The organism is Microcoleus sp. ARI1-B5 (assembly GCF_036705795.1).
GTDB lineage: Bacteria > Cyanobacteriota > Cyanobacteriia > Cyanobacteriales > Microcoleaceae > Microcoleus.
On sequence record NZ_JAUBVK010000033.1, the window covers coordinates 64,226 to 81,440 of the forward strand.

Genomic DNA, 17,215 nt, shown 5'->3' on the forward strand with positions numbered 1-17,215 from the left:
CATTTTACCACAGTTGACTACAAATGAGTAGAATTTGAGTGAAGTTTTCTCATACTTGAGTTCGATCGATGCTGGCTAGGGTTCGGATGAACTTTCAAACTGCCAGTTGACAGGTTGCCAATCAAATCCACCCCGATCGCGCGATCGCAAATGTCCGATTCCCGGATACGGAAAATGATAGGCAAACATTAACGTGCGATCGCCCGCAATTTTTTCCAGCACGGCTTGGCGGGTAGTTGCAGCCATCTCTCGATCGGCATCAAAAATCGGTTTCCAGCTTGGATTCCACAAGTTAATTGTATGAATGTGAACCGTATCGGCCGTATGCACCATCACAGCATTTCCAGACGCAATTCGGATGGCAACGTGACCGGGTGTGTGACCGTAGGCAGGAATAGCTGTAAATCCCGGCAAAAACTCTTGGTTAACATCGAATTGAGTGACGCGATCGCGAATCAAACTTAACTGGGTTTTCGCAATCTCAATCATCTGCTGCTTCATCTCGGCGGGCCCGCCAAACTTGGGCAAATCCACCTCGCGCCCCGTCCAAAAATTCCACTCTTGTTTGCTGATAAAATAGCGCGCATTGGGAAAAGTCAACCCGCTTTTCCCATTCAAACCACCCACATGATCTCCGTGGGCGTGAGTCAAAATCACCGCCGTAATATCGATCGGTTTAATCTGTGCCTGCTGCAAGTTTTCTATCAGCTTGCCAACAGTTGCTCCATTCAACAAACCGCTGCCCGTATCGATTAAAACTTTGTTCGCCCCGGTATCCACCAATAAAACATTACAATCTGCGGCCAGCGTTTCCCCTTGAAAACCCTGTTTTAAAACCTCTTGCAACTCTTCTGGTTTGGCATTGCCGGCAAAGATTGCTGCCGGGACGCTCAACGTTCCATCGCTAATCGAAATCAGGTTGAAATTTCCCAACTTAAATCGATAGATGCCTGTATTGCGGGGCATCGTGCGTTGAGGGGTTTGTGCCAGCAAACGGCCAGCGGTGGGTAGGGCGAAGGAAGTGGCGATCGCCCCTGTGAGAAAGATTCGACGAGAAATAGGCATTGTTCCGAATACTCTTGAATATTAATAACAGATTGTCGTGCCTCAAGTATTTTACGATCGGCTAGATTGACAGTCAATACGGCTTAAGCTCAACGATATACACTTTGGATCGAAGCAACACTGCGAGGCTTGTGTAATTCGTCACCCAAATTCAGCATCCGGTTGCGCTCTAACAAAACCTCAATTCGTCGATCGGGTTGCCCATCTAAAATCAGATAACGTAATTTTCGATTGGTTTCTAATGCAGTAATTAATGCTATTTTTCCCCCCTCAGTAATTCCATTTTTGGCCAGATTTAGCTTAAATAAAGTTTGGTTGTCTCTCAGGAAATTCGCGATCGCGCTTGCACCGATATCTCCAATCTGATTGGGCAGTGCCTTTAACACTTGTGTAGAAGGACTGTAACCTAAATCCAGATTGCCGATCGCGGGGTGAGTTTGCAGTGCTGCTAATAATTCCTCACAACCCTCTACCCCAATGCCATTGCTAGCCAATCCTAAATCGAGCGGTGTTTTATTTTCTGCCAATCCACCTGCTAAAACTGTAACACCTCGATCGCCCAAATGATTGACATTAAGAAATAAGCCAGTAATTACAGGATTCTCAGCTAAAAGATTAGCCAGTAAAGCAGCCTGGTTTGCTTGAATTTGATTGCCGCCCAAGTACAGCCGTTCAACAGTACGATTGGTGTAAGTCAAAACCTCTAAAATGGCGGCCAATCCCTCATTTCCGATTTGGGTATTGACCAAATCCAGCGTGCGGATACTTGTATTGTGACGCAACATTTCCGCTAGATAATATGCACCTGCTACGCCGATCGGATTGCGTTTTAACCACAACCCAGTTACAGATTGATTGTGCGTCAGCGCTTCGGCAAGTGCAGCAATACCTGTGGATGAAATCGCATTGCAACCTAAATAGACAATCTCTAAACGGTTGTTGCGTTGAATCAATCGCGCCACATCTTTAGCACCAAGATCGCCAATACCATTGGTTCCCAGTAATAAGCTAGCGATCGCATCATTGTTTGCCAATGCTTCAGTCACTAAATGACATCCCATTACACCTAAATCTTGCTTGCACAAATCGAGCCGTCCATCGGGCATGACTGTGCCGCGCGGGAAGACTATTTTTTGAGCGATCGGTCGATCGGTTTGGAGGTAATCGATTAACGATTTGAGTTCGATTACTACTTCGGAGGAAGACTCTATAGGATTGGGTAACGGACAGTGAAGAGCGGTATTTATCATCATTTGCTACCAGGGATAGGGGGCATAGTCTTTAAGAAAATGACCGTACATCGGAGGATCTGGGTTTTCAATACCTTGAACGATCGGATCGTAAATTCTTGCCATCCCATCAATCGCATCTAATGGGGTGTAAAAGCCTTGTTCTCCTTGAACTCGTATTTTCTTAGGATAAGGATTTTCATTGGTAATCCAACCCGTATCGACGCTGTTCATGAAAATATTATATCGGGCACAATCAACCGCCGAGGTTCGCGTCATCATATTCAAAGCTGCTTTTGCCATATTGGTATGGGGATGATAGGGTGTTTTACTGGAGCGGTTGAATTGTCCTTCCATTGCCGAAACGTTGATGATAAAGCGTCTGGCAAAGGATGAACGAAGTAGTAACGGTTTGAGTTTGCTGTTGAGAATGAAGGGTGCGATCGCGTTTACCAAATGTACTTCAACTAACTCGATCGTGTTTACCTCATCGAGTTTTAGCAACCAGCTATTCCCGGGGCGAAGATCCAGTTGTTCTCCGTCAGCATCGAAGCGATCGCGCGGGAAGTAATCCGCGATCGCACCCGGTATACCATCTTTGTAATTGAGTTGACTTTCGAGTAAAAGAGATTGCTGTCGGGGAGATTTTCCTTTTAATGTATTGCCATCGATCGAGATTAATGCTTGCGCGTTTTTGCTGAGTATTTGTGATGCTTCTCGTTCTCGATCTAAGAGATGCTGATAAAATGCCAACGGACGTTTAATAGTTTGAGCTGCATTGTTGATGATAATATCCAGAGCCGATTCAGTATCGAGTAAATCCCGTACAAATGTTTCGACTGCTGGAATATTTCGCAGATCGAGCCCGCGAATTTGCAGGCGATCGCGCCATTGCTCGAAATCGGGTTCTAGACTGTAGCGATCGGCACAGTCATAGGGGAATCTTGTGGTGAGAATCACCTTAGCACCATCTCGCAACAGCCGCAATACCATCTGATAGCCAATCTTGATCCGTCCGCCTGTCACTAATGCAGTTCGCCCAACTAAATCGGTTCGCTGTTGTCGTTTTTGGTAATTGAATTGGGCGCATTTTGGGCAGAGTGAATGATAAAAAAAATGAATTTGTGTATAGGGTTTTTTGCAAATGTAACAAAGGATCGGCTTGTGCAAATGCTGCGATCGGGTTGTTGATTCTGGTAACGCAGCCAATGGCTGTTGTTGGTGCTGGTGCTGCACCATGACGGTTGATGCTTTGAGTTGGCGATCTTCAATTTGTCGTTGTTGTTGTTGAGTTTGACGCAAACTTTTGCGTCCCTCTTTATAGATTTTGGCAATCAAACTTTTGAAGCGATCGTGTTCGCCAATGACCGCTGGATCTTCTGAAATTTGTTGCAGAACATTGAGGCAGATTTCTAATTGGTCTGGTGGGATATTCATCTGAATTATATGCCCCAAAAAGGTGGGACTGAGGGAGACTCGAACTCCCAACCTCTGCGATGCAGTCGCAGCGCTCTTCCAATTGAGCTACCAATCCCAAATCTTAGAAATCGATTATATTTTATCATACTACATTATGGACGATAGCTGTCTAACGGCAAAGGTTAGTAGCGGCAGATAACCTTTGCATGACTTCCACAAGCAGGATTAACTTTCAAATTGCCAGTTGACAGGTTGCCAATCAAATCCACCCCGATCGCGCGATCGCAAATGTCCGATACCGGGATAAGGAAAATGATAGGCAAACATTAACGTGCGATCGCTCGCAATTTTTTCCAGTACGGCTTGGCGGGTAGTTGCAGCCATCTCTCGATCGGCATCACAACTTAGCTTCCAGTGTGGCTTCCATAAATTAATCGTATTAATGTGAACTGTAACTGAGTCATTAAGTTGATTATATCAGTTCACCATCTTTAATCTTGGTCTCATTTTCAATAGACTCAAGAAATTGCGAAATCTGTTCAGTAGAGCGGATGTGATAAACAGTTTTGGTACTTCGCGCCCGATCGATATATTCGCGATATTTTGGGCTCAAATACTTGTCACACAACCCAAGCACGCGGTAACTGCTAATCGAACTCTTTAATATTGGGCTGTTTTCCGGCCAGCCTTCGGGCGGTTTAAAATAACCCGAGATCATTCGTTTAGTCACCCACCAGAAATGCACGTATAGCGGTAGATCGACAAAAACCAGAGTATCCGCCTCATCAAGTCGCAGCCAGACGGTTTCCATGCAACCAAACCCGTCAATAATCCATCTCTCAGTCTGCAAAATTTCCTGATGGGCGCGCTTGTAGTCGAACTGTGAAACTTCAACGTCGCCCGATCGATATTGAATCTTGTCCAAGACGTGAAGCGGTAATCCAGTGATGTCCGATAATCTCTTGCTGAGAGTGGATTTACCGCCTCCAGCGTTGCCAAATACTGCTACTTTTTTCATAGCTACTCTCCTTCGCCCGAGTTCGAGTTTAAGTGGGAGCCGATCGACTTTGCGAGCAAGTCCAGAGTGCGATCGACTTTTCGAGCCTGGTATCTTCTACAATAATCGAAAATCAAAAATGCTATGATTTGCCGATCGCTGGCTGCTAGCGGCGAGGTGCGTACATAATCACCAAAACGCCCAGCAATGCAATCCACCCTCCCAGCAAATCGTATTTATCAGGAGCAACGCGATCGACAATCGAGCCCCACAGAATCGACAGCACAATAAAAACGCCGCCGTAAGCAGCATACGCCCGTCCAAAAGTAGCAGGTTGCAGCGTGGGAACCGCTCCGTAAACCCCCAAGATAACCATCCCAATTACGGCCAACCAAGGGCTTTTGCCTTCGCGCAACCACAGCCAAAATAAATAGCCGCCGCCAATTTCGCAGACTCCAGCTAATACAAAAAGCAACAAAGATTGAATCATTAGACATCTCAAAAAACTATTAGATATCTCCAAAAACTATTTTGGTACAGGCATTATATCTGCCCCAAACTGGCTGCTTTGGAGAAATCTATTTATTTTTGCGCGAATCGCTCAGCGTAGCAGGTGCTTCGATTGTCAAAGCAGTCTTGTTTTAACTATTTCTCAATGCCCCACCTGCGATCGCGGTTAAAATCGCCACGCCAAACGCCAGCCGATACCACACAAATATCCACGTATTTTGAGTTTGCAGGAACTTCATCAGCCACGCGATCGACAAATAAGAAAATACAAATGCCGAAATCGTTCCCACTATTAAAGTCACAACTCCAGCGTCGCCGATTCCTTCTCCTAAAACACCCTTCAATTCCACTAATCCCGCCAGAGTAATTGCCGGAATTCCCAATAAAAAAGAAAACCGCGCGGCCGCGCCTCTTTCCAATCCCATGAACAATCCTGCTGTTAGGGTGGAACCCGATCGCGAACAGCCCGGAATCAACGCCATTGCTTGACCTAATCCCATCAAAATACCGTCTTGAACCGTTAATTTTTCATAAGTGCGATTGCGCTTGCCAGTTTTTTCGGCTATTGCTAACAGCAGCGACATGAAGATTGAAGCAATGGCGATGCTGGCCAAACTCCTCAACGGTGATTTGTCAAAATCTGGAACCAATATCTTGATTAGCAGTCCAAAAAAGACTATAGGTATTGTTCCCAAAGCAATCCCCAAGGCCATTTTAAACTCTTGCGATTCGTAGTCGCGCCGCATTACAGCGTTGACTGCACCAAAAGTTATACTTGTCAAGTCTTTCCAGAAATACCAAAGCACTGCCACAATGCTGCCCAACTGAATCACAGCAGTATAAGCAACACCCGGATCGCCCCATCCCAGGGCGATCGGCACTACCTTCAAATGAGCGCTGCTGCTGATGGGTAAAAACTCTGTTAATCCCTGTACAATTCCTAAAACAATCGTCTGCACCAGATTGAGTGGAGCGGGCCCGGAAACATCAGCAGCGGGCGTTTGGGCGAGGAGTGCGTCAAGCAAAGCTATCATTAGTTGTGAATTCCCAGTTGTCAGTTTCTAGTTATCAGTTGAATTTAACATCTTGCACCATTCTCAGAAGCTAGAAGCCCAGCCCGCAACAAATAAATTTCATTGTGGGGTTGGCACTTCCAGCCCGCCCCTGAAATTTCGATCGCAAATGGTGCTCTTCGGTCAGTACAATCACCGTGTCGATCGCTACAACAAGTAAATTATGATTGTCTATCCGAAACTACTTTAGCCTACTCAGGAACATTTGCATACAGTTGCTGATACAATTAGGAAAGTTTTTGCATCTGATGAAGCCAGCTTACAGCAACTGCCAACAACCTATGATATTTCCCGAGTACAAAAATTCAATTGTTACTGCTGCTTCTGGCATCCGCTTGCTGCGGCGAATCTTGTCGGCCAGTATTTTCACTGTGGCGATCGCACTTAGCTTGATACTTCTCACCAGCCAGCCGCCAGCCTTCGCAACTCTCACAGACGATCGCTTCGACGGCACAATATTTTCTCTCTACGCCGGCAACGGTTCCCTAGTTCCTCCTAAAGTCAAACTCACAGATTCTTTCAAACGCAACAAACCCGCATTGTTAGTGTTTTACACAGACGACAGCAGCGACTGCAAGCAATACGCGATCGTCGTCTCTCAACTCCAGGAATTTTACGGCCGCGAAGCCGATTTTATGCCCGTAAGCATTGACTCTTTGCCCGAACAGCCGTCACCGGAACTTACTGAATGGAGCCATTATTACGAAGGTTTCGTACCTCAAACTGTCATCCTCGACCGATCGGGAAAAGTAGTTTTTAACGCGAAAGGACAAGTAGCTTTTGAACAGGTAGATGATGCCTTTCGGAAAGTATTCGACTTGCTGCCTAGAGAAAAATCCCTCCCGCTCAAACGCCGTGTCGTGAACGAGCTAAACATCGAATTGTCGAAGTAATATCTAATTGCTGATAGCAGTTTTCAAGGATTGCTTAACGAGATTTTTTTGGTCTAATATTGAGTAAGGTGCGCCGCGGCGCACCCGAAATCGAGCCTAGCTAATTAATTTTCCCAGTGAGATTTCGGGTGATTCCCGAGAGAACGTTCAACAGTTGACAGTTGACGTTCATGACAGTTGACCTGTGGAGAGCGACCTCTACCTAGAAGTCCGAGGATTGGAGTAATGAATAGTCTGATTTTAATTTCTCCCTCACTCGTGAGAGGCTTTCAACCAATTATTTCTGGTAAAATGCGAGTACGGAAAGATGCTTGCATTCTCGTGAAGAACTTTGAGAGAAATGCGGGCGGCGGCGATCGCCAAGCTCAACCTTTGTTTGATTGGGCTGATGATTAAAAGGCTTGCACCCTCCCAGAAGATGTCAAATCGGTTCTCTACGATTTGCCTCACAATATTACCTTAGCTGAAGGTGTCGGCTGGGTGACTCGCAAAGATTGCGCTGGGCGAACGATCGATTTTTGCGATCGGCATCCGAAGGGTGCAGTCCGGGGGCGATCGCGCTTCGAGATCGGTCGCTCGGGTGCTGACAAAACTCACGCAGCTTTGGGTTAACTGGCGTAGATTGCATTACCTTGCGCGAAGAACGTAGAATCGAAGAAGCACCGGCAGCTTACAAGCCAATTCAACCAGCGATTGACGTTCAGGTTGATGAGGCGCAAATCGTGGGGATAGTCGCTAAATTGACATCCTCACCGGGCTTACGCCACGGTGATTCCAAGAATCACTTCTTAGATCTTTCTGCTTCATCGCAACTGCCATCAGACTTATGCCTATCCGGTCTTACGTTCGCTCCACAGACTTTCACCGCAAGCCCTGCGGCAAGAATGTTTTGTGCGGCGTTGATATCTCGGTCATGGTGTGCGCCACAATTCGGGCAGTCCCATTCACGAATATTCAACGGCAGTTTTTCAACGATGTGACCGCACTTGCCGCATCGCTTAGAACTCGGAAACCATCGGTCAATCTTGACCAACGTGCGACCGTACCAGTCACACTTGTATTCAAGCTGCCTGACCAACTCACCCCAACTTGCGTCAGTAATAGAAAGAGCAAGCTTCCGATTCTTGACCATATTCTTCGCAGCCAAATCTTCGACGGCAATCGTTTGATTTTCACGTACCAATCGAATCGTCAGCTTGTGAATAAAATCCTTTCTTGCATCAGCAATTTCTTGATGCACCTTTGCGACGAAGAGCCGTGCTTTGTGGCGATTGTTCGACCCTTTCTGCTTTCGACTCAATGCCTTTTGAGCTTTCTTGAGTTTGCGGCGTTTTGCATTAAAGCCTTTGGGATTAGCAATCTTTTCACCGTCACTCAAAGCAACCAGACTTGTGACACCCAAATCAACCCCAATCTCATTGGAGCATGGAGGCAATGGTTCAATCTCAACATCCACCAGCAAGGAAACTGTCCATCTTCCAGCAGGCGAGAGCTTCACCGCGATCGTTGTTGGTGTTGCGCCTTTGGGCAACTCTCGACTCCAACGAATCGGCAACGGCTCAGAACACTTGGCAAGGAACACTTGCCCGTTTCTGAACTTGAAGGCAGACTTGGTAAACTCTGCACTCCCACCGTTTCGTTTCTTCTTGAAGGTTGGATATTTCGCCCGTCCCTCAAAGAAATTCGAGAACGCTTTCTGAAGATGTCTCAATCCTTGCTGCAATGGTACACAGCTAACCTCCGACAGAAATTGCAAGTCATCTTGCTTTTTCCAGTTAGTCAACAATGCCGAAGTATCGCTGTAACCGACTCGTTTTTTCTCGTCGTACCAAGCCTGTGTTCTCACAGCAAGGGCGCGATTGTAGACCAAACGAGTACAGCCCATCGTGCGTCTGAGCAAGGTTTCTTGCTCAGGCGTGGGATAGAAGCGGTACTTAAAGGCTCTCTGTGTCATGTCTCACATTATAGCAATTATTCCGTGAGATATGTAGGTTCTAATGTAAAGCCGTGCTAGAAGCACGGGGTTTCCACCCACAATTTTCGATGAAGCCTGTGTTAACGTTTAAAGTCTAGGCTGATTTGTGCGTTCTCACAAACTGCTGTTGCCAACAGCGTCGAAGCCCGTTCCACAAGACAATTTCACAGGTTTTGGAACAGGTGTTGCCAACAGCGTCGAAGCCCGTTCCACAACACAATTTCACAGGTTTTGGAATGGGCTTGCAGCCAGTTTCTCAAGCCGTGAAAGTAAGTGCAAAATCTAAAACTTGTCCTATTATCCCCATCCTCAATTGTCACAGAATCCCCCTAAACCTGTCCATCCCCTCAAGCGGCTGCTGAAGTACGGGCGCCGCTACCGCCTGAAAACTTGGTTGGCAAGTATCTGCTCGCTGCTGAATAAATTCTTCGATTTAGCGCCGCCAGCATTAATCGGTATTGCTGTTGATGTGGTGGTGAAACAGCAAGATTCTACCCTCGCTCGCTGGGGCATAAAAGATGTCTTTTGGCAACTGGCAATTATTACTTTTTTAAGTTTGATTGTTTGGACGCTGGAATCTATTTTTGAATATGCCTATGATTATTTGTGGCGCAATTTGGCTCAGGATATCGAACACGATTTGCGTCTGGAAGCTTACAGCCATTTGCAAGAATTAGAATTAGGTTATTTTGAAGAACGCAGCACGGGCGGTTTGATTTCGATTCTCAACGATGATATCAATCAACTCGAACGTTTTTTGGACGGCGGCGCTAATGAGGTGATTCAAGTAATTACCACTGTGATTGTGATTGGCGCGGCTTTTTTTGCTGCATCTCCCGCTGTTGCTGCGCTGTCAATGCTGCCAATTCCTTTTATTATTTGGGGGTCGATCGCATTTCAAAATCGCCTCGCTCCCCTCTATGCTGATGTCCGGGAAAAGGTGAGCTTTCTGAACGGGCAACTGTCGAATAATTTGATGGGAATTACTACTATTAAAAGCTTTACATCCGAAGAGTATGAAACTCAGCGCATTGAAACCCAAAGCCAAGCTTATCGCCAAAGCAATCGGCGGGCGATCGTACTTTCGGCGGCTTTTATTCCGCTGATTCGGGTGGTGATTTTCTTGGGGTTTATTGCAACGCTATTTCTGGGCGGTTTGGAGGTGGTGGCGGGCCGTTTGTCGGTGGGAACTTACAGCGTTTTGGTGTTTTTGACCCAGCGGTTGCTGTGGCCGCTGACTCGGCTGGGAGATACTCTGGATCGATACCAGCGCGCCATGGCTTCTACTAATCGGGTGATGAATTTGTTGGATACTCCGATCGCAATTCGCACGGGCGATATTCGGCTGCCGGTTAGTTCGATTAAGGGCGAGCTGCAATTTAAAAATGTTACCTTTTATTACAATCAAAGAAAACCGATTTTGCAGTATTTTTCGCTGACTCTGCAGGCGGGGAAAACTACTGCAATTGTTGGCGTCACTGGTTCGGGGAAAAGTACGCTGGTGAAACTAATCTTGAGGCTGTACGAGGTACAGTACGGTCAGATTTATCTTGATGGCATAGAATTAACTACCCTGAATTTAAAAGATTTGCGCAGAGCGATCGGATTGGTGAGTCAAGATGTGTTTTTGTTTCACGGTACGGTGGCGGAAAATATTGCTTACGGCAGTTTTGAGGCTAGCGAGCGAGAGATCGTAAATGCTGCTCAAATTGCGGAGGCTCACGAGTTTATTGCGCAATTGCCGGACGGTTACATGACTATTGTAGGGGAACGCGGCCAAAAATTGTCGGGGGGACAGCGGCAGCGCATTGCCATTGCGAGGGCTGTTTTGAAGAATCCGCCGATTTTGATCCTTGATGAAGCTACTTCAGCGGTGGATAACGAGACGGAGGCGGCAATTCAGCGATCGCTCGAACGAATTACCAAGAATCGCACTACAATTGCGATCGCCCACCGTCTTTCTACTGTCCGCAATGCCGATTGCATTTTTGTCATGGAAGAGGGGCGAGTGGTAGAATCGGGGCAGCACGAACAACTGATCGAACACGACGGAGTTTATGCGTCCCTCTGGCGCGTGCAATCTGGTATAAAATAGAAACGCAGCGCTTTTGGGTTGAATTTGGTAATGGGTAATTGGTAATGGGTAATTGGTAATGGGTAATTGGTAATTTGACGCCTAATTAATGACTGATGACTGATGACTGATGACTGATGACTGATGACTGATGACTGTAAAATATTAGTTTCTACAAGCAAAGAGAGAAAATGTATTTATTTGGTAGCCCTGATTCAGAACAAAAAAATCCCAATAACTGGCGCCGCAAGTTAGATAAATTTGTGGCAGCCAACAAACAAGAATTGGCGGCTTTAGCTTGGGGACTCTTTCAGGAAAGGGGAGAGGAAAGTGACGAGATTTTGGGGATTGATGTTGCAGGAACGCCGCGTTTCGTGTACTGTAAAAAAGAGGCTATCGAAGAATTAAACCGTCAAGTTAAAAGTCATATTCAGGAAATTATCGGAGTGCTGAACGCTCACAAACCGGAGAAAGAGGTGGCAATTGTGGCGATCGGCGAAGGTGAAATCAAGCTAATCTTATTTGAAATTGACCCCGCACCTCCTGATTGTTTTGAACTCGCAGCAGCGGATGTCGATACATTGCTCGATCGCCTGGAAAAGCAAATGGCTGAATATATAGCAGTTGACAGTTGACAGTTGACAGTTGACAGTTACATAGTACGGGAATCAAACCGTTTATGCTGTGGGTTCTCGTCTCCATTCATCAGGTTATTTATGCCCTCACGCCATGTGGCGGTTGCTATATCAAAGGATAAATTATATCCAATCCGGTAAAAAAATGCTAATTTAAGTTCGCAGCATCGGAATGCAAGTCCTCCGAAGATGAGGACTTACATTCCGATGCTGCGAACCAATGTTGTAGTGTTCGATCTCAAAATAACCAGCAATCAAAATAACCGGCGGGCGGCGCACCGTCGGTCAAGATTTGAGAATTGTCTAAATTAGGTATAATTTCAGACAATTCGGAACCTATTTTCACATCAAGGGCTCTGTCGGTTAAAGAAAACGAAAATTGATGCCAATCTTCCAAAGATTTTGCTCGCAGAACAATCTCGTCTTTCTCTAAAATAGGGCTGTTAGTACCAATTAAAACGCTGTTAATATCCTTCCAAGGGCAGACGCATACCTGGGAAAACACGCTTTGAAAAGTCTTGACCTTTTCCGCATAAAACCGATCTCTTTGCAGCAGATTTACGAGTACAACTCCTGCGGTTGACAAGTGTTTTTTGCAAAGTTCATAAAATTCTTTGGTGGCCAGCCGGTGCGGAAAGTACCCGTTGCCAAAAAACACGTCTGTCATAATTATATCGTACTTAATCTCGGGATTTTGTTGTTCTAGGTACTCTCTCCCATCTTGGATTGCTGCGGTGAGTCTGCCGTCGAACTCCACGCCAAAACACTGTGTAGCGGCTTCGATCGCGATCGGGTCTACATCAGCACATTCTACAACAGTTTCCGGCAAATAATGGTGCAGCACTAACGGAATGCGACCGCCACCAAACCCAGCTATATACACTCTTTTAGGTTGGCTTTGCCACACTAAACCCAACATCATTGCCTGCGTATATTCTGAAACTAAATGTAGAGGATTGTTGAGGTCGAACACAGATTGCAACAAATCTGTATGCAAATTCACCTTTTCTACTAAAGATAGCTTAATTTGACCTTTGTCTTTTCTAACTGCAACATAGTGAACTCCCGAATCTTTGCAAAAAACAACTCCAACCGGCTGTTGTTGCACCCAAGCAAGCCGCTGTTGAATATTCGCTAAATTGATAGCTTGCCAATTTTTTTGTTCGTCAATCATCTGATTTTAAATTTTATTCATTCCTGAAGGCAGAACCTAATTATGTAGGGTGCGCCCATAAGGGCTTTACCCTATCAGTAACGTGTCAAACCACTTTTTGGGTAACTTCGTATTGTTGAGTAGGATGGCACGCCATGTCTTTGAATTCCCAATGTTTCAATTAATACTCGATTGTGCCGCTGCACAAATTCTCCCCAGGCACTCTGGTCCAACATACCCGCTCATTGTTCCCACAATCGCGAACAACAACACGAGCCATAAAGGATGTCTTTGTCCGTCTTTTACCCGGAAGTCTTTGACTTGCTTCATTTGCTTTTCGCAGATTTGCGATCGTTTTTTTGATTTATCTCTTAGATGCTTGACATTATACCTCTAGAAGGGAATGAATCAGCCCTGGGTTGAAATGGGGGATTTTTTATGAAGATTCGCTGAAATAATTCTTTGAGGAATTGCCAGATTTTGCCAAACCTTGATGAGGTTTTGAGGTGACAATATCTTTATTCTACAGCAAGTCTTGGATGTTTGAGGGCTTTAGGTGCGGGTTTATTTAGGTTTTTATCGGATTTAAGAATTAGGAAACATTTTTATCCCAGTTTAAAAAGTGTTGGTACAATCATCTATTTTATTTCACTTATTAAAAGTCTGAGATTCCCGCGCCGGACTTAGGCGAGAGTCCATTGCTGTTAACTTAATGCGCTTTCCCACAGTCCGGCGCGGGGTTAAAACCCCTGGCGGCTTTTCGGGTTAAGTTGACACCTATCGGCAGTGCCGTTTCCCTACACATATCGCCTATTAATTCAAAGCCGGGGCTGTTCCTTCTACAGGTCGAATAATTGCTGGTTTATTGATAGATTTTGCCTGAAAAAGTGCTTTGAGTGCGGCGCCGAGATTTTCGGCCATGACGATGCGGTTTTCATAGGCAACAATAACTCTGACTAAGGTTGGTAAACTATTGCGCTCGGCCTCTAAATACAGAGGTTCTACGTACAGCAAAGATTGTTCAATGGGAATTACTAATAAATTGCCTTGAATTGCTTTTGATCCTTGCCGATTCCAGAGAGATATTTGTTCGGAAATAACCGGCTCTTGGTTGATTAAAGCTTCTATCTGTTCCGGGCCGTAAACTAATCGCTGTTTGGGAAACTGGTACAACAGCAATTTTCCGTAATCTTCCGCGTCCGATCGCCCTGCAATCCAAGCAATTAAATTATTGCGACTGACTGGCGTAAATGGCAGCAGCAAAATAAATTCTTCTGATGTTTCCGTCGGCAGTTTGGTAATTAAATAATAGGGTGCTACAGGCTGCTGTTCGCTGCCGTAAATTTCATTGGGAACTCGCCACAAATCCTCCCGATTGTAAAATACCTGCGGGTCTTCCATGTGATAAGTTAGCAAGCGTTCGGATTGAACGCTCAACAAATCTACTGGATATCTGATATGTTTGCGGAGAGCGGGAGGCATTTTGTCAAGGGGTTTGAAGAGTCCGGGAAAGATGGCAATCCAACTGTTAATAATCGGGTCAGAAGGGTTGGCAACGTAGAAGTCAACAGACCCGTTGTAGGCGTCAATGACGACTTTGACTGAGTTGCGGATGTAGTTGAATTCATTTTTTCCGGGATCTGAATACGGGTAGCGATCGCTCGCTGTATAGGCATCAATAATCCAGTAAAGATAGTTGGGAGATTTATCGTTTACCGAGGGTGAAGGTTTAATTGCGTTGCCAATTTTATCCGGTTTTTTTTCGATTTGGCCTTTGCTGAGATTGGCGTTTGCTACTACTAAATACGGGTCGGAATCGTATCGCAAAAAAGGAGCGATCGCCCGGACTCTTTTGTTAATATTGCGGCGGTACAGCAATTTAGTTTCGGGCGTAAAATTTCGAGTCAGGGCCATTTGCCAATTTTTGAGATAGCTAGCAAACAGCAAGCGCCGCCATATAGAACCGATCGCAATTCCGCCTTTACCGCTGTAGGTATTGTAAACATTGTCTTCGCCGCTGGGATAGTCGAATTCCTTGACTTTTGTCGGTGCGATGGCGTCGGTATCGGTGACTGCGCCGTAGTAAATGCGCGGATAGCCGATCGGGATACTGGCCCGAATGCGATCGCTCGTTATCCCCAAAGAAGTCTCTCCCGTCTGGGCTGCAACTCCAATATCTTTGACAAAATAATCGGGTAAACCGCCGACACCGACTGTGTTTACGGGAGAAAGAGTAAAGCCGTAACCGTGAGTGTAAACTAGGTGTTCGTTTACCCAAGTTTGAGCTTCCGGCGCCACTGCTGTGTAATCTAATTCCCGCGCAGCCAGAATTACTTGCTGGCTTTCAACATCTCCCTTTTTTGCTGTTTCGTTTTTGATTGTGTAGCGATCGATATCGGCATCAGGAAATGTATAATAAGGTCGAATTTGCTGTAACTGTCGGTTGGCTTGCAGCAGTGGCTGCTTGTCCCACAGGCGGATGTTGCTAATAGTAAGTTGATTTTTTTCTAAGTCTTTATATGTAAGTTGACCGGCTGGATCGAATGTTTTGATTTCGATTTTTTTGAGGTCAAAGGCTTCTTGAGTATAGGCAATGCTGCGCTGGATGTAGGGCTGTTCTCGCGCTAGTTCGTTCGGTTTAACTATTACTTGCTGCACAATTTTTGGCAGCAGCCAACCTAGAGATACACTTAAAGTTAAAAATGCTAAAATTATTTTTTTAAAGTTATTATTGTTGATTTTTAATGGGAAAACAGGCCACAGCATGAAAAGTGCGATCGCCCCAGCCACTATACTCAAAAAGCCATAGACGGGAAGCCGCACTGTCACGTCAGCGTAACTAGCCCCGTAGGTAACGTCTCCGCGCGAGTACAGCAAGGCGTAGCGCCCCAACCAGTAGCGGAATGCGGTGGCTAGCATCAAAGCTGCTCCCAAGGCGTACAAGTGCCGCTGCTGCGATCGCGAAAATCCCAAAAATATGCCTTGACTCAGGCTGTTTCCCGACAGCAAATATATCAAAGTGCAAGATACTAAACCGTACACAGATACAACAGTCAGCCCTAAACTTAGTAATTCTAAGATTGGCAAAATAAATACATAAAAGCTAATATCTTGATTAAAAATCGGGTCGGTGATGTTAAAATTAGTAGGGTTGAAATATTGTAAAAGTTTAGTCCAGCGACTGGCGGCAATTATCCCGATCGCCAAACTGAGCAAAAGGGCGATCGCCCGCAGCCAAAAATCCGGCTTAATTGCTACAGCGAACATCAGCCCCAGCAGCAAGCCCAACTGCCACAGGTGAGAAAATAGCTGCACAACTATTTCCGGGATTGACTTAAATCCGAAGTGAATTGGCGGCGCAGACAAACCCCCGACTATCCTAAAATCGCCGATGCTACCGGCAGCTAAGATCCCGCAGTGAATTACTGTTAAACTGGCGATCGAACTCAATCCAAATACCGCCAACAGCAGCCAGGGAAACGCAATTTGAGATTTAGCAGCAGGTAGTTGATGATTTTTCTTCGTGTTTCTGCCACTTGCTGAAGCGATTAACTGCCTAAAAACAGGTGATTTGATGTTTTCGGTGGGAAGTTGCAGGCGGCGGGCTAGGGTCAAATTTCCGAAGAAGAAGGCGGAAGATGCCGAAATTGCGATCGCCCCCAGCAACCCTTGAGTTTTCAGTTTTAACAGCAAAACCTGAAGATATCCAACTTCTTCAAACCAGAGAATTTCTGCCGCAATCCGGGTAGAAAACTCAAAAACTAACCACAGCCCTACAAGCAATAAAATTAATTGATAAATTCGCTTAATAGTCATTTAGTTGGGAAGAGTCATTAGTCATTAGTTGTTAGTCATTAGTTAAACTGGTTCCCAGGCTCCCGCCTGGTAACAAGTAAAACCCTAAATTTGAGTTAAGAAACCCCATTACTTAATGAGCAAATGGGTAAAATCATGTCCGGTAGATTACCATAACAATGAAAGTTCGTAGTGCGCCCGAAAGTCCGCTCTCAGGCTGCGGACTGAAGTCCGCACTACGAACCAATCTTATTGCGGTCAATCGACCGGAAACGATATAAGTCCTAATTACATTAAAAGCTGATGCAAAACATCACTAATGACAACTGTCAACTGTCAACTGTCAACTGTCAACTGTCAACTGTCAACTGTCAACTGTCAACTGTCAACTGTCAAC

Annotated in this window: 15 protein-coding genes and 1 tRNA gene; 5 read left to right on the forward strand and 11 right to left on the reverse strand. The window is 45.6% G+C overall.

Annotation, left to right across the window (positions count from 1 at the left end; translation table 11 throughout):
- Positions 1 to 75 precede the first annotated feature (75 nt).
- The 8 genes from QUB63_RS29950 to QUB63_RS29985 all read right to left on the reverse strand — a co-directional run bounded on the left by QUB63_RS29950 (position 76) and on the right by QUB63_RS29985 (position 6,254).
- Complete coding sequence (locus QUB63_RS29950) at positions 76 to 1,065, reverse strand: MBL fold metallo-hydrolase (protein ID WP_332949010.1); 990 nt, start codon at positions 1,063 to 1,065, stop codon at positions 76 to 78.
- 89 nt (positions 1,066 to 1,154) lie between these two features.
- Positions 1,155 to 2,318 carry a ribonuclease inhibitor gene (locus QUB63_RS29955; RefSeq protein ID WP_332949011.1) on the reverse strand — a complete coding sequence of 388 codons (1,164 nt, stop codon included), beginning with the start codon at positions 2,316 to 2,318 and terminating at the stop codon, positions 1,155 to 1,157.
- Between the two features lie 3 nt (positions 2,319 to 2,321).
- Entirely contained in the window at positions 2,322 to 3,731 is a 1,410-nt protein-coding gene (locus tag QUB63_RS29960; RefSeq protein WP_332949012.1) for an SDR family NAD(P)-dependent oxidoreductase, read from the reverse strand.
- Between the two features lie 23 nt (positions 3,732 to 3,754).
- Positions 3,755 to 3,829: transfer RNA gene (locus QUB63_RS29965), tRNA-Ala, on the reverse strand.
- Positions 3,830 to 3,938: 109 nt separating this feature from the next.
- Positions 3,939 to 4,097 (reverse strand): hypothetical protein, encoded by a 159-nt coding sequence (locus QUB63_RS29970; protein ID WP_332949013.1) that lies wholly within the window; start codon positions 4,095 to 4,097, stop codon positions 3,939 to 3,941.
- 88 nt (positions 4,098 to 4,185) lie between these two features.
- A complete protein-coding gene (locus tag QUB63_RS29975; protein WP_332949014.1) occupies positions 4,186 to 4,731 on the reverse strand; it encodes an adenylate kinase in 546 nt (181 codons plus the stop codon).
- A 145-nt stretch (positions 4,732 to 4,876) separates the two neighbouring features.
- Positions 4,877 to 5,200, reverse strand: a complete 324-nt coding sequence (locus tag QUB63_RS29980) for a YnfA family protein (protein WP_332949015.1) — start codon at positions 5,198 to 5,200, stop codon at positions 4,877 to 4,879.
- 151 nt (positions 5,201 to 5,351) lie between these two features.
- Entirely contained in the window at positions 5,352 to 6,254 is a 903-nt protein-coding gene (locus QUB63_RS29985; RefSeq protein WP_332949016.1) for an undecaprenyl-diphosphate phosphatase, read from the reverse strand.
- A gap of 320 nt (positions 6,255 to 6,574) precedes the next feature.
- Between QUB63_RS29985 and QUB63_RS29990 the strand changes: the two genes are divergently transcribed.
- The 3 genes from QUB63_RS29990 (at position 6,575) to QUB63_RS30000 (ending at position 7,798) form a co-directional block, all read left to right on the forward strand.
- A complete protein-coding gene (locus tag QUB63_RS29990; protein ID WP_332949023.1) occupies positions 6,575 to 7,186 on the forward strand; it encodes a thylakoid membrane photosystem I accumulation factor in 612 nt (203 codons plus the stop codon).
- A 225-nt stretch (positions 7,187 to 7,411) separates the two neighbouring features.
- Positions 7,412 to 7,582 carry a hypothetical protein gene (locus QUB63_RS29995; RefSeq protein WP_332949017.1) on the forward strand — a complete coding sequence of 57 codons (171 nt, stop codon included), beginning with the start codon at positions 7,412 to 7,414 and terminating at the stop codon, positions 7,580 to 7,582.
- 45 nt (positions 7,583 to 7,627) lie between these two features.
- A complete protein-coding gene (locus QUB63_RS30000) occupies positions 7,628 to 7,798 on the forward strand; it encodes a hypothetical protein (protein WP_332949018.1) in 171 nt (56 codons plus the stop codon).
- A 169-nt stretch (positions 7,799 to 7,967) separates the two neighbouring features.
- On the opposite strand, the gene QUB63_RS30005 is transcribed toward QUB63_RS30000, so the two are convergent.
- On the reverse strand, positions 7,968 to 9,140 hold the full coding sequence (locus QUB63_RS30005; protein WP_332949019.1) for an RNA-guided endonuclease InsQ/TnpB family protein: 1,173 nt from the start codon (positions 9,138 to 9,140) through the stop codon (positions 7,968 to 7,970).
- A gap of 334 nt (positions 9,141 to 9,474) precedes the next feature.
- Here QUB63_RS30005 and QUB63_RS30010 point away from each other — a divergent pair, with 334 nt between their 5' ends.
- Together QUB63_RS30010 and ccmS are read left to right on the forward strand one after the other, a co-directional pair.
- On the forward strand, positions 9,475 to 11,256 hold the full coding sequence (locus QUB63_RS30010; protein ID WP_332949024.1) for an ABC transporter ATP-binding protein: 1,782 nt from the start codon (positions 9,475 to 9,477) through the stop codon (positions 11,254 to 11,256).
- A gap of 170 nt (positions 11,257 to 11,426) precedes the next feature.
- Positions 11,427 to 11,870 (forward strand): beta-carboxysome assembly chaperone CcmS, encoded by a 444-nt coding sequence (gene ccmS, locus QUB63_RS30015; RefSeq protein WP_332949020.1) that lies wholly within the window; start codon positions 11,427 to 11,429, stop codon positions 11,868 to 11,870.
- Between the two features lie 238 nt (positions 11,871 to 12,108).
- On the opposite strand, the gene QUB63_RS30020 is transcribed toward ccmS, so the two are convergent.
- Together QUB63_RS30020 and QUB63_RS30025 are read right to left on the reverse strand one after the other, a co-directional pair.
- Complete coding sequence (locus tag QUB63_RS30020) at positions 12,109 to 13,044, reverse strand: spermidine synthase (RefSeq protein ID WP_332949021.1); 936 nt, start codon at positions 13,042 to 13,044, stop codon at positions 12,109 to 12,111.
- Between the two features lie 792 nt (positions 13,045 to 13,836).
- Entirely contained in the window at positions 13,837 to 16,839 is a 3,003-nt protein-coding gene (locus tag QUB63_RS30025; RefSeq protein ID WP_332949022.1) for a UPF0182 family protein, read from the reverse strand.
- Between the last annotated feature and the right edge of the window lie 376 nt (positions 16,840 to 17,215).